Here is a 12,683-nt window from a genome sequence, read left to right as displayed (position 1 = left end):
GCGGGCGAGTGCGGGAGTGTCGCCTCGGTGCGGGGCGGTCACGCACGATGCGGGCCCCGGAGGTTCCTCCGGGGCCCGCATCGGATGCTCCGTGTCGTCACTCGCTGAACGAGTCCGCTGCGAGCGCGGGAGTGAGGGCGATTCCGGTGTAGGCGCTCGACACCAGGGATGCCGCGCCGTATCCGGCGGCGCCCCCGCCGTTGTTGAACTGGTGGAAGGCGTCTTCATAGGTGATGTCCCCATCGCCGACCGCGGGGCCGTCGGCGTTCACGTCCGCTGGCGATGCCGCTGCCGTGCCACCGAGCATCATGAATCCCGCTGCTGTCGCGGCTACGAAACCAGCTTTCTTCATCACTGTTTTTCTCCTCCATCGAGAGTGTTTTCCCGGATCTCGCTGTTACGTTCTGGCGCGATCCGCAATGAATAAGTTACCGGCGAGTCGGGAGTTTTGTTAAGCGGAATCCACCATTGTGTGACGGATAGCGGGGGAGTGTCACCTGAACGGGAAGTAATGCGCGGTACCGCGGCGAATTTTCATCGTTTCCGTGGTACCGATTGTTTGTCGCGCCGCTGTGTCAATAAGTCGGGCAGGTGACGACCTCGGGGCTGTCCGGTCGTGCGACGCAAAGTGCGACTACATTTCGTGATAATCGCTGATCAGCGCACCGTGCGGGTGACAGTCTCTTGGCCGTTACGTGACGAATTGGAAAATCACCGTGTCGCCTCCTGCGCGAGCACCCGTCGAGCGGGTAACTTCCGGAGCGATACCCCGTAACAAGGCGCGGGGTATTGCGGGAGGCCCTGGTCGTGGCTGTGGTTGGCCGAGCGACGAAAGGAGGGCACGAAGCGCACGCGGAGGTCGGCACGCGACTTCTGTGGTACCACCGCACCCTGCCTGGTGCGTATACGGGCGGGATGCGACCAGCCAGGGCAGTGCCCGGCCGATCCGAGTATGGGTGTGGTGCCGCGCCCCGTTGAGGGAGATTGCCGTGACTGCGCAGCGTTCGTCCCGAAGGTCAGTATCGAGCCCCACGGACGCCTCTCCGGACCGCCAGACAGCCGACAAGGAGCCCGACCACCCACATTCCGCAGCGAGCGACCGGCCGCACACTTACGTGCTGGACACCTCGGTGCTGATTTCCGACCCCTGGGCGATGACCCGGTTCGCCGAGAACAACGTCGTCCTGCCGCTGGTGGTGATCAGCGAGTTGGAGGCCAAACGGCACCACCCGGAGCTGGGTTGGTTCGCACGGGAGGCGCTCCGGCTACTCGACGATCTGCGGCGGCGGTACGGCCGGCTGGACGAACCCGTCGAGATCGGCGAGCAGGGCGGGACGTTGCGGGTGGAACTCAACCACTCCGACCCCACCGTGTTGCCCGCGGGGTTCCGCACCGACAGTAACGATCACCGGATACTGGCGTGCGCGTTGAACATGGGCTCGGAGGGCGGCGATGTCACCCTGATCACCAAGGACATCCCGATGCGGGTGAAAGCAGGGTCCGTCGGTCTGGTCGCCGACGAGTACCGCGCGCAGGACGTCGTGCCGTCCGGCTGGACGGGCATGGCCGACGCGGATGTCCCGCAGGAGGCACTCGACGCGTTGTTCACGAACAAGTCGGTCGACCTCGCCGACTACGGCCGGTCCGACCTCGCCGAGCTGCCCTGCCATACGGGGGTGCGGTTGCTCGCAGGAAGCTCCAGCGCGTTGGGCAGGGTCACCGAGGACAAGTCCGTCCGGCTGGTGCGCGGTGACCGGGAGGCCTTCGGCGTGCACGGGCGTTCGGCCGAGCAACGCATCGCGCTCGATCTCCTGCTCGACCCGGAAGTCGGCATCGTCTCGCTCGGCGGGCGTGCCGGTACCGGCAAGTCCGCTCTGGCCATGTGCGCGGGACTCGAGGCGGTCATGGAGCGCGGGCTGCACCGCAAGGTCGTCGTGTTCCGTCCGGTGTACGCCGTGGGCGGCCAGGACATCGGCTACCTGCCCGGCTCGGAGAACGAGAAGATGCAGCCGTGGGCGCAGGCCGTCTTCGACACGCTCGGTGCGCTGGTCAGCCAGAACGTGCTCGACGAGGTCTTCGACCGCGGCATGCTCGAGGTGCTGCCGTTGACGCACATCCGCGGCCGTTCGCTGCACGACTCGTTCGTCATCGTCGACGAGGCGCAGTCGTTGGAGCGCAACGTGCTGCTCACGGTGCTGTCCCGGCTGGGAGCAGCCTCCCGGGTGGTGCTCACGCACGACGTCGCGCAGCGCGACAACCTGCGCGTCGGGCGCTACGACGGAGTGGCGGCGGTGATCGAGAAGCTCAAGGGGCACCCGCTGTTCGCGCACATCACGTTGAACCGCTCGGAACGCTCACCGATAGCTGCCCTGGTCACCGAGATGCTGGAGGACCACAGCTAGCCGTAGGTGAGGAGCCGAAGGTGACAGCGGTTCCGTAGAGGGAGCCCGCTGTCACCTTCGGCTCCTCCCAGCGTTACCAGCCGTACGGGGTGGGGCGGCCCTCGGCGAAGCCTGCCGCGGACTGCACCCCGACCACGGCGCGTTCGGTGAACTCGGTGAGATCGCGCGCGCCCGAGTAGGTGCATGCCGAGCGCAGCCCTGAGCAGATCGTGTCGAGCAGGTCCTCGACACCGGGCGCCTTCGGGTCCAGCGCCATCCGCGACGAGGAGATGCCCTCCTCGAACAACGCCTTACGGGCCCTGTCGAACGGGCTCTCCCCGCTGGTGCGGGCGCCGACCGCGCGCTTGGACGCCATCCCGAAGGACTCCTTGTAGGGCCGCCCGTGCTCGTCGAAGCGCAGGTCGCCAGGCGACTCGTAGGTGCCGGCGAACCAGGACCCGACCATTACCGACGAGGCCCCTGCTGCCAGTGCCAGCGCCACATCTCTCGGGTGGCGCACGCCCCCGTCGGCCCAGACGTGCCCGCCGAGCTCGCGCGCGGCTGCCGCGCACTCGGCGACCGCGGAGAACTGCGGGCGACCCACGGCGGTCATCATGCGCGTGGTGCACATCGCCCCGGGGCCGACACCGACCTTGACCACGTCCGCACCCGCGTTGATCAGGTCCCTCGTTCCCTCGGCCGTGACCACGTTGCCCGCGACGACGGGCACCTCCGGCCGCACCGACCGTGCCGCCTGCAGCGCGTTGAGCATCTTCTCCTGATGCCCGTGCGCGGTGTCGACGACGAGCACGTCGATGTCCGCGTCCAGCAGGGCGCGCGTCTTCGCGGCGACGTCGCCGTTGACGCCGACCGCGGCGGCGACCCTGAGCCTGCCGTGCGCGTCGACTGCGGGGGTGTACAGCTCGGCGCGCAGCGCGGCTACCGGGGTGAGCACGCCCGCGAGCCTGCCGGAGGCATCCAGGCCGAGTGCCAGCGAGCTGCCGTGCGTGTGCAGCTCGTCGAACACCTTGCGCGGCGGTGTGTCCACTGGGAGGGCGACCGGGGCGTCCTCGACGACCTCGCCGAGGCGTGTGAACCGGTCGACGTCGCTACATGTCTCCTCGCGCACGATCCCGACCGGACGCCCGGACCCGTCGACGATGACGGCCGCGCCGTGCGCGCGCTTGCCGATCAGGTTGATCGCGTCGATCACCGCGTCGGACGGGGTGAGCACCAGGGGCGTGTCCCATACGGTGTCCCTGCCTTTGACCCAGGAGACGATCCGGGCCACGGCTTCCGGGTCGACGTCCTGCGGGAGCACGGTAAGCCCGCCCCTGCGAGCCACCGTCTCGGCCATGCGCTTGCCCGCGACCGCCGTCATGTTGGACACGACGATCGGGATCGTGGTCCCGGCCGCATCGGTTCCCGCGAGGTCGACGTCGAATCGCGACTCGACATCCGTCCGCGCCGGGACCAGGTACACATCGTCGTAGGTCAGGTCGTAGCTCGGCTTGCCTCCGTGTAAGAACCGCACACCCTCACGTTACGTGATACCGCAGGTTGTGCTGAATGACGCTTTCACTCCACGAGAGGGAGTGAAAGCGTCATTCAGCGCACCCGGGCCATGCCCAGCAGGTCGAGGGCGGTGTCCAGCTGCTCCGCGGTGATGCGCCCATCCGCGACGTGCCCGCGCTCCACCACGACCTCGCGGATCGGCTTGCTCTCGGCCAGCGCCTGCTTCGCGATCGACGCGGCCTCCTCGTAGCCGAGGTAGGCGTTGAGCGGGGTGACGATGGACGGCGACCCCTCGGCGTAGGCGCGGGCGTGCTCGGCGTTGACCCGCACCGTGGCCACCACCTTGTCGGCGAGCAGCCGCGACACCGCGGACAGCAGGCGGGCGGATTCGAGCACGTTGCGCGCGATCACCGGCAGGTTCACGTTGAGCTGGAAGTTGCCCTGCGAACCGGCGAAGGCCACAGCCGCGTCGTTGCCGATGACCTGCGCGACGACCTGGAGCGTGGCCTCCGGGATGACCGGGTTGACCTTGCCGGGCATGATCGACGAGCCGGGCTGCAGGTCCGGCAGCGCCATCTCGGCCAGCCCGGTACGCGGACCAGAGCCCAACCAGCGCAGGTCGTTGGCGATCTTGTTGAGCGAGACGGCCACGGTGCGCAGGTGCCCGGACAGCTCGACGACGCCGTCCTGGCTCGCCTGCGCCTCGAAGTGGTCCCGCGCCTCGACGAGAGGCAGACCGGTGACCCTGCTCACTTCCTCGGACACCGCGGAGCCGAACCCGTCCGGCGCGTTGAGCCCCGACCCGACAGCCGTGCCGCCGATCGGTAGCTCGCCGAGGCGGGGGACCGCGGAGTGCAGCCGCTCCACGCCGAACCGGATCTGGCTCGCCCAGGCACCGGCCTCCTGCCCGAACGTGATCGGCACGGCGTCCATCAGGTGCGTGCGGCCCGCCTTGACCAGGTGGGACCACTCGCGGGCGCGCTCCTCGACCGTGCCTGCCAGGTGCTCCAGCGCCGGGATCACCTCGGTCAGCACCGCCTCGGTGGCGGCGATCCGGATCGTGGTGGGAAAGGTGTCGTTCGACGACTGCGAGGCGTTCACGTGGTCGTTGGGATGCACGTCGCGGCCGAGCGTACGGGTCGCGAGGGTCGCGATGACCTCGTTGGCGTTCATGTTCGACGAGGTACCCGAGCCCGTCTGGAACACGTCGATGGGGAAGTGCTCGTCGTGCTCGCCCGCGGCGACCTCGTCGGCGGCCGCGGCGATGGCGGCGGCCATGTCCTCGTCGAGCACGCCCAGCTTGCCGTTCACCCGCGCGGTCGCGGCCTTCAGCAGGCCGAGCGCGCGGATCTGGGCCCGTTCCAGCCCGCGCCCGGATATCGGGAAGTTCTCCACGGCGCGTTGCGTCTGCGCCCGGTACAACGCGGCGACCGGGACCCGGACCTCGCCCATGGTGTCGTGCTCGATGCGGTAGTCGACGTCAGCCATGCTCCGAGTCTGGCTCACGGGGTATCGGGGCGAAACCGGGCATCCCCTGTCGTGTCCGCGATCCAGTCGGCGTGGGACACCACGTCGGTGTAGATCGACGGGCCCTGCGCGCAGGAGTCGCCGTCGTAGCCGGGCCTGCTCGTCACCCCGGCCAGCCGCCACTCGTCGCCGGTGTCGATGAGCTGCGGGCCACCGGAGTCGCCGTAGCAGGCTCCCGAGTCGCCTCCCGGGTTGTCGGTGCACAGTTCGGACTCGGCCGCGATGTCCGTGCACTCGCCTGGCTCGATCACCTCGGTGTCGAGCTGCTGCAGGGTCTCTGGTTGCTCGGTGCAGTCCGGTTCGGGGCAGCTGCGGCCCCAGCCGAGCAACCGGCTCGGCGTGCCCGGCTCGGCGGGCTCGCTCAGTTCGATCGGGGTGGCCGAGGTCGGCTCGCTCAGCCGCACGAGTCCGATGTCGGCGCCGGCAGCGTCCCAGTCGAAGTCCGGGTGCGGGTGGAACTCGGCGCCGGTCGTGGAGAACCCACCGGACGACCGGAGCGTACTGCCGATGCGCAGCTCCACGTCCTCCGGGGAACGGTCCTGGACGCAGTGGGCAGCGGTGACGACCCACTCCTCGGTGAGTACCGCGCCCGCGCAGTACGTCTGCTCACCGCTGGTGAACGCCACGATGAAGGGGTAGACCTGGTCGGCGTCGGACCCGCCGACAATGTGCGGGGTCGGGCCGCCCGCGCCGCCGTCGGCCGCGCCGTGCGCGGGCGGGAGCAACGTGGCCAGCAGCGCCGTGAGCGCGGCCACGGCGAGTCCGACGGCGTGCGGCGAGCGCCGCGGTCCCTGGGCAGCCATGACCTACGGCAGCGGGGGTGCGAGACGGTCCCCGGCGTCGGTGTGCCCGTCGAAATCCACCGACGTGTAGGAACGCAGCTTGTTCAGGCGGTGGTAGCCGTCGATGACCCGGACCGTGCCCGACTTCGAGCGCATGACGATCGACTGGCTGGTCGCCCCGCCCGCGCGGTAGTGGACGCCGCGCAGCAGGTCGCCGTCGGTGACACCGGTCGCGCAGAAGAACACGTTCTCGCCGCGCACGAGGTCGTCGGCGCTGAGCACCCGGTCGGGGTCGAAGCCGTGCGCCAGCGCGCGCTCCCGCTCGGTGTCGTCCTTGGGCCAGAGCTTGCCCTGCAGCGCGCCGCCGAGGCACTTCATCGCGGCGGCAGCGATGATCCCTTCCGGTGTGCCGCCGATTCCCAGCAGCATGTCCACACCGGTAGAGGGGCGCGCCGCGGCGATGGCTCCCGCGACGTCGCCGTCGGTGATGAACCGGATGCGCGCGCCCGCCTCGCGGACCTCGCTGACCAGTTGCTCGTGCCGGGGACGGTCCAGGATGCACACGGTCACGTCGCTGACGTCACTGTGCTTGGCCTTGGCGACGCGGCGGATGTTCTCGGCAACCGGTGCGGCCAGGTCGACGACGTCGGCGGCTTCCGGGCCGACGGCGAGCTTCTCCATGTAGAACACCGCGGACGGGTCGAACATGGCGTGCCGCTCGGCGACGGCGAGCACGGCGAGCGCGTTCGGCATCCCCTTGCTCATCAGGGTGGTGCCGTCGATGGGGTCGACGGCCACGTCGCAGGCGGGCCCGTCGCTGTTGCCGACGTGCTCGCCGTTGTAGAGCATCGGAGCCTCGTCCTTCTCGCCCTCACCGATCACGACGACGCCGTCCATGGAGACGGTGCTGATGAGTTGCCGCATGGCGTCGACGGCCGCGGCGTCCCCGCCGTTCTTGTCGCCCTTGCCGACCCACCTGCCTGCCGCCATCGCTGCGGCTTCGGTCACCCGGACGAGCTCCATCGCGAGGTTGCGATCCGGGCGTTCCTTGCGGCTGGATGGCGTGCTCGACGTACCGGAGCTGCTCATCGCTTCCTCCCATGGTTGGCCTTGAGGGCTGTTCACACGCCTGCCGACGGGGCTGCCCGTGGGCAGCCCGCGGCCGGCGACCGCGGGCCACGCGCGACGAGTCGTAACGTGACCACCGTGAACAGCCGGACTGGTGAACGAGCCCACTGCACGTTGGATTGTTCCAGATCGGGCCATACCGCCACCGCGGGCCGCTGACCCTGGGCGACCGGCGGGGGTGTAACGGTGCGACCATGAAGGGGTGAGTGAGCGGACAGGTGATCACCTGGCGGGCGGTTCCGGTGAGGCCGGCGAGGACGGTGTCGCGGTCGACGAGTCCACCCGCAAGCGGCTCGGGCACGGTGCCCGGGACATGGCGTGGTCACTGGCCGTGCTGCTGGCCATCGTCGGGGTGCTCACCTGGATCCTGGGTTCCTGCCAGCTCAGCCCGGGAGGACCCAGCGTCGACCCGGGCGCCGTCCCGGATGTGGATGCCGACCGGGAGCTGGCCAGGATGGCCCGGCGCGTCGACTTCCCGCTGCGCACACCGGAGCTGGACGAGGCGTGGCGGGCCACCTCGGCGAACATGTCCACCGCGTCCGGGCAGGACGGTGACCGGATCGTGCGCGTCGGGTGGGTCACCCCTGAGGGCGAGTACGCGCGGTTGGCGCAGTCGCCGGCGGTCGCGTCGTTCGTGGTGGCCGACGAGGCCGACGGGGTCTCGCAGGAGGTCGAGCCGGCGGGCAGCGTCGACATCGGTAGCCGTGCGTGGGCCGTCTACCCCGCGCACGAGCAGGAGCAGGCCTGGGTCACCTCGATCGACGGCGTGCGGGTCATGGTGACGGGGAGCGCGGGCGAGCAGGAGCTGCGCACGCTCGCCGAGGCCGTGCAGGTGGCCGACCCGTCATGACTCCGCGGTGCCGCCTGCCCCTTCGGCGTCCGTGCCGTCGGTGCCCGCGGTGCCAGTACCGTCTTCGGTGTCCTCGACCGAGGCCAGCGCGGCGTCGATGCGCTGGCGCGCCCCGTCGAGATGGCGCTCGCACACCTGCGCGAGCGCCTCACCCTTCTCCCACAGCGCCAGCGACTGTTCCAGCGACAAGCCGCCCGCCTCGAGCCCCTGGACGACCTCGATGAGCTGGTCGCGCGCCTGCTCGTAGCCGAGCCCGCCGAGCCCGCCGGAGTCCTCGGTGCTGCCGGGGTCGGGATGTGCCGTCTCCTCGTCACTCATCGTGCGCCTCTTCCGCTGTCGGACCGTGCGACCGTGCTGCTGCCGCGGTGACATCGTCCACCGTCGCGTGCACCACACCGTCACCGACCCTGATACGTAGGTCGCTGCCGTGCGCGACCTCGTCGACCGAACGGAGCACGGCCAGCTCGCCGGTCGCCGTGCGGTACTGCACCACCGAGTAACCGCGCTCCAGGGTGGCCGACGGGCCGAGAGCGGCCAGCCGTGCCCTCGCCGATGCCAGGGTGGACTGTTCGGTGGCCAGTATCCCGAGGGCGGCGCGGCGGGCGCGTTCGACGCGCGCGGTGACCTCTTCCCGCCTGCGTTCGATCGGCGCGTACGGGTCGGCGAGGACGGGGCGGCTGCGGATCTGCTCGAGCGTACGGCGCTGGGAGTCCACCCAGCCGCGCAACGCGCGGCGTGCCCGGTCACGGAGCTCGCGGACCCTGGCGGTCTCCTGGGCGACATCCGGCACGATGCGCTTGCTCGCGTCCGTCGGGGTGGAGCAACGCAGGTCCGCGACGTAGTCCAGCAGCGGGGCGTCCGGCTCGTGCCCGATGGCACTGACAACGGGGGTGCCTGCCGAGGCCACTGCACGGCAGAGGGCCTCGTCGGAGAAGGGCAGCAGGTCCTCCACGCTGCCCCCGCCCCGCGCGAGCACGATGACCTGGATATCGGGGTCGGCGTCCAGCTTCGACAGGGCCGTCAGGATCTGGGGAACCGCCTGGGCTCCCTGCACAGCGGTGTTGATCACCGTGAACCGGACGGCGGGCCAGCGGGACTGCGCGTTGGACAGCACGTCGCGCTCGGCGGCCGAGGCCCGCCCGGTGATCAGGCCGACGCCGCGCGGAAGGAACGGCAGGGCACGCTTGCGCTCGGCGGCGAACAGCCCTTCGGCCTGTAGCAGCTTGCGGAGCCGTTCGATGCGGGCGAGCAGCTCCCCGATACCGACCGAACGGATCTCCTTGGCGCGCAGGCTCAACGTGCCGCGCCCGAGGTAGAAGTCGGGTTTGGCGTGCACGACCACGCTGGCACCCTCCTGCAGTGGCGGGTCCATGCTGCGCAGCATGTTCATCCCGCAGGTGACCGACATGGACACGTCGGCAGAGGGGTCACGCAGGGTCAGGAAGGCCGTCCGTGTCCCCGGACGCGCGGAGATCTGGGTGATCTGCCCTTCGACCCACACCGGCCCCAGCCGGTGGATCCACTCCGCGATCTTGCGCGCCACGGTACGGACCGGCCACGGGTTCTCCGCCGTCGGACGGTCGGGCGTCGCGCTGCCCGCCGATGCCGTCACGAGCGCTGGTCAGGCTGGTCGCCCTGCTCGGTCTGCCTGCGCAGATTCGTGATGCGTCTGGACAGCATCCCGACGAAGGACGGCCGGTTGGCGTGCTGCTGCTCGTAGGCGAGCAGCTCCGTGAGCTGCTCCTCGCTCATACTGCGCAGGCGCGCTCTGACCTGGGGAAGGGTCAGGTCGGGGTAGTCCGGAAGCCACGCAGGCCCCGCATCCGCGACGTCCCCGCCTGCCCGGCTGCTCTCGCCGGGTTCCTCGCCGGGCTCCTCGTCGTGCCTGGTCTCGGCGAGGGCACGCTCCTCCTCGGCCCACGGGTCCTCGATCGACTCCCCGGCGAAGGCGGAATCGTCCCCCTCGGAGTCCGGCGGCACACGCGGGTACTGCCCGTTGGTGTCCGCGCGCGTCGGCCCGAAGACGAGGTCGGAGTCGTCGCGCGTGCCTGCCGCGGGGTCCGCGACGCCCGCGGTGTCGGCGCGCGTGACGTGCGGTGCGTCCTCGAGGTCCTCGTCGAAGGTGGCCCAGGCGGGTGTGTCGTCCTCGACCGAGCGCAACGCGGCCAGGACGTCGTCCCCCTTGATCGCCAGCTCGGTCACCTCCTGCTGCACGCGCATGGCGGCTTGCAGCATCTGGCTGGCTAGCGTCACGGGCAGGCCGGTGAGTTGCCGAGGCAGGTCCTTGGCACGTTCGGCCGCGCTGACCGCGAGCCCCGTCGCGACTCGTACTGGCAGCGGGAGTGGCTTCATGCCGTCAAGTCTCTCGCACCAGGTGTGTTCTGCCCAGGCGGGCTCGCCCTTGACGGGGCACCTGCCGGCGAGAGGGAAGCCTGCCGCGAGGGACGCCGCGGGAGCGGGTTATGAGTGTGGCCACAGCGGTACTACGGACCGCCGTGCGGTAGTCCGTATGCTGGTGGCATGACTGCAGCGAGCCAGGAGGGACAGCAGGCGGGCAAACGGGTCTTGCTCGCCAAGCCGCGCGGCTACTGCGCCGGTGTCGACCGTGCCGTGGTCACCGTGGAGAAGGTGCTGGAGAAGTACGGCCCGCCCGTGTACGTGCGGAAGGAGATCGTGCACAACCGGCATGTCGTGGAGAACCTCCGCGAGCGCGGTGTGATCTTCGTCGAGGACGTGTCGGAGGTCCCCGAGGGCGCGCGCGTCGTCTTCTCCGCGCACGGCGTGTCGCCTGCGGTGCACCAGGAAGCGGCCGATCGTGACCTGCGCACGATCGACGCGACGTGCCCGTTGGTGACCAAGGTGCACAAGGAGGTCAACCGTTTCGACCGCGAGGACTACGACATCCTGCTGATCGGTCACGAGGGCCACGAAGAGGTGGAAGGCACCGCGGGTGAGGCGCCGGACAACGTGCAGCTCGTCGACACCGCGGAGGACGTGGACAAGGTCGAGGTCCGCGACCCCTCCAAGGTGGTGTGGCTGTCGCAGACCACGCTCAGCGTCGACGAGACCATGGAGCGGGTCGACCAGCTGCGCGGCCGCTTCCCGCACCTGGCCGATCCACCGAGTGACGACATCTGCTACGCGACGTCGAACCGTCAGGTAGCGGTGAAGGCGATGGCCGCGGAGTGCGACCTGGTCCTGGTGGTCGGGTCGACGAACTCCTCGAACTCCAAGCGCCTCGTCGAGGTGGCCCTGCAGGCGGGCGCGAGCGCCGCGCACCTGATCGACTACCCGAACGAGGTCGACGAGGCATGGCTGGACGGCGTGCGCACCGTCGGCGTGACCAGCGGCGCGTCCGTCCCGGATGTGCTGGTCATGGAGTTGCTCGACTGGCTGGCCGAGCGCGGATGGAGCGATGTCGACGAGGTCACGACGGCGAACGAGAAGATCTCGTTCGCACTGCCCCGGGAGCTGCGGGACTCCTCGCCGGTGCGGTGAGGCCATCGCGCGGCCCCGCCGGGCGGACGGAACCGGGCTGGAGGTATCTCAGCGGCCGACGGCCGGCTACCGCTCGCGCGGGGGGCGCGGCCTGCGCGGGGGGCGGCCTTCCGCGTCGGGCCTCGGGCGGCCGCGGGCCTGCTCGTCCAGGAACGGCGGTGGCGCGGAGGGCGCCCCGGTCTCGCGCGGCGGCGCGGGGCGTTCCTGCCGTTCGGAATCCCACGGGCGTGGCCCGCGGGTGTCCTGTGTGGAGCGTCGCGGCTCGCGTCTCGGTACGGGCGGGTCGCTCGACGGCGGCGCGGGCCGGGCGGCAGGCTCCCGCTCGCGTTGCCGCTCCGGCTTGGGGTGCCGTGCGGAGTCCCGTGCAGAGCCACTGCCGGATCGTTGCGCGGACTTGCCCTCGCGACCCTTGGTCTTGTCCCCGCCCTGGCGGGTGCGTGAGGTCCGCTTGATCGCCTTGCCGTCGGGATCGCGTTGCGTGACCAGTCGTAGGAGGCCGATGCCGATGGTGGCGACCGTGGTGGCCGCCATGGTCGGGAAGTTGTCTACCAACGGGGTGCCGACGGCGATCGCGCGGGACATCGTACCGGTGCCCTCGGGCATCCCGGAGGCGTAGAGCACGACGCCGGGCACGGTGAACGCGAGGATCAGCGGCGGCTGCACGATCGGCCCGAACAGGTTGCGCCTGCGAACCGCGCAGATCGCGGCGACGCACCCGAGAACGAAGCCGACCTGGAACACAGTGTCGAGCCCGCCCCGCAGTTGCATGTCGAGTATGGCCCCGCCCAGGGTGAGGCCGAGGGCGATCGCGACAGCCACCGGCCACGATAGCCCCCGCGCGCTCCCGGCGATGGGGCGTTCGTCCCATGGCACGGGCTCGTCGCCACTGTCCTGGTCGTCGCGTCCACTGGTGCTCACCACGACCTCAACCGTAGCGGCTGGTGCGCGCGCAGTGCCGCCGCCCCGGGCCGCGCACGGACCGGGGCGGCCTTCTCGTGTGGA

General features: G+C 70.4%; 12 protein-coding genes. 3 read left to right on the top strand and 9 right to left on the bottom strand.

What is annotated here, in order from left to right:
* Positions 1-97: 97 nt before the first annotated feature.
* Positions 98-352 carry a hypothetical protein gene (locus CHB84_RS02030; RefSeq protein WP_245818499.1) on the bottom strand — a complete coding sequence of 85 codons (255 nt, stop codon included), beginning with the start codon at positions 350-352 and terminating at the stop codon, positions 98-100.
* 763 nt (positions 353-1,115) lie between these two features.
* On the opposite strand from CHB84_RS02030, the gene phoH2 reads away from it, so the two are divergent.
* Positions 1,116-2,402: an RNA 5'-3' helicase PhoH2 gene (phoH2, locus tag CHB84_RS02025; RefSeq protein ID WP_089299741.1), complete on the top strand. Its 1,287-nt coding sequence runs from the start codon at positions 1,116-1,118 to the stop codon at positions 2,400-2,402.
* A 73-nt stretch (positions 2,403-2,475) separates the two neighbouring features.
* Here phoH2 and CHB84_RS02020 read toward each other — a convergent pair whose 3' ends face one another.
* The 4 genes from CHB84_RS02020 to glpX all read right to left on the bottom strand — a co-directional run bounded on the left by CHB84_RS02020 (position 2,476) and on the right by glpX (position 7,294).
* Positions 2,476-3,915 carry a GuaB1 family IMP dehydrogenase-related protein gene (locus CHB84_RS02020; protein ID WP_089299740.1) on the bottom strand — a complete coding sequence of 480 codons (1,440 nt, stop codon included), beginning with the start codon at positions 3,913-3,915 and terminating at the stop codon, positions 2,476-2,478.
* Between the two features lie 74 nt (positions 3,916-3,989).
* Positions 3,990-5,384: a class II fumarate hydratase gene (locus tag CHB84_RS02015; RefSeq protein WP_089299739.1), complete on the bottom strand. Its 1,395-nt coding sequence runs from the start codon at positions 5,382-5,384 to the stop codon at positions 3,990-3,992.
* Positions 5,385-5,398: 14 nt separating this feature from the next.
* Positions 5,399-6,226: a S1 family peptidase gene (locus CHB84_RS02010; RefSeq protein WP_089299738.1), complete on the bottom strand. Its 828-nt coding sequence runs from the start codon at positions 6,224-6,226 to the stop codon at positions 5,399-5,401.
* A gap of 3 nt (positions 6,227-6,229) precedes the next feature.
* Positions 6,230-7,294: a class II fructose-bisphosphatase gene (gene glpX / locus CHB84_RS02005; RefSeq protein WP_089299737.1), complete on the bottom strand. Its 1,065-nt coding sequence runs from the start codon at positions 7,292-7,294 to the stop codon at positions 6,230-6,232.
* 241 nt (positions 7,295-7,535) lie between these two features.
* On the opposite strand from glpX, the gene CHB84_RS02000 reads away from it, so the two are divergent.
* Positions 7,536-8,183 (top strand): DUF4245 domain-containing protein, encoded by a 648-nt coding sequence (locus tag CHB84_RS02000; protein ID WP_089299736.1) that lies wholly within the window; start codon positions 7,536-7,538, stop codon positions 8,181-8,183.
* On the opposite strand, the gene CHB84_RS01995 is transcribed toward CHB84_RS02000, so the two are convergent.
* From CHB84_RS01995 to CHB84_RS01985, 3 genes are read right to left on the bottom strand one after another with little or no spacing between them, the layout of a single operon-like run.
* Positions 8,178-8,501: an exodeoxyribonuclease VII small subunit gene (locus tag CHB84_RS01995; RefSeq protein ID WP_089299735.1), complete on the bottom strand. Its 324-nt coding sequence runs from the start codon at positions 8,499-8,501 to the stop codon at positions 8,178-8,180. The two genes, CHB84_RS02000 and CHB84_RS01995, sit on opposite strands and share 6 nt — an antisense overlap.
* Entirely contained in the window at positions 8,494-9,795 is a 1,302-nt protein-coding gene (xseA, locus tag CHB84_RS01990) for an exodeoxyribonuclease VII large subunit (RefSeq protein WP_089299734.1), read from the bottom strand. The genes CHB84_RS01995 and xseA overlap by 8 nt, the downstream gene beginning before the upstream one ends.
* On the bottom strand, positions 9,792-10,535 hold the full coding sequence (locus tag CHB84_RS01985) for a lipid droplet-associated protein (protein WP_089299733.1): 744 nt from the start codon (positions 10,533-10,535) through the stop codon (positions 9,792-9,794). Before CHB84_RS01985 ends, xseA begins: the two co-directional genes overlap by 4 nt.
* A 168-nt stretch (positions 10,536-10,703) precedes the next feature.
* Here CHB84_RS01985 and CHB84_RS01980 point away from each other — a divergent pair, with 168 nt between their 5' ends.
* The gene (locus CHB84_RS01980; protein WP_089299732.1) at positions 10,704-11,681 is read left to right on the top strand and encodes a 4-hydroxy-3-methylbut-2-enyl diphosphate reductase; all 978 of its coding nucleotides are present in this window, start codon (positions 10,704-10,706) and stop codon (positions 11,679-11,681) included.
* Between the two features lie 66 nt (positions 11,682-11,747).
* On the opposite strand, the gene CHB84_RS01975 is transcribed toward CHB84_RS01980, so the two are convergent.
* Positions 11,748-12,599 carry a DUF6542 domain-containing protein gene (locus CHB84_RS01975; protein WP_141134548.1) on the bottom strand — a complete coding sequence of 284 codons (852 nt, stop codon included), beginning with the start codon at positions 12,597-12,599 and terminating at the stop codon, positions 11,748-11,750.
* Positions 12,600-12,683: the final 84 nt, after the last annotated feature.

It is taken from the genome of Haloechinothrix alba (genome assembly GCF_900188115.1).
Taxonomy (GTDB): Bacteria; Actinomycetota; Actinomycetes; order Mycobacteriales; family Pseudonocardiaceae; genus Haloechinothrix; species Haloechinothrix alba.
Note: the sequence above shows the minus strand (reverse complement) of the source record. Positions and strands in the feature narration are given on the sequence as shown.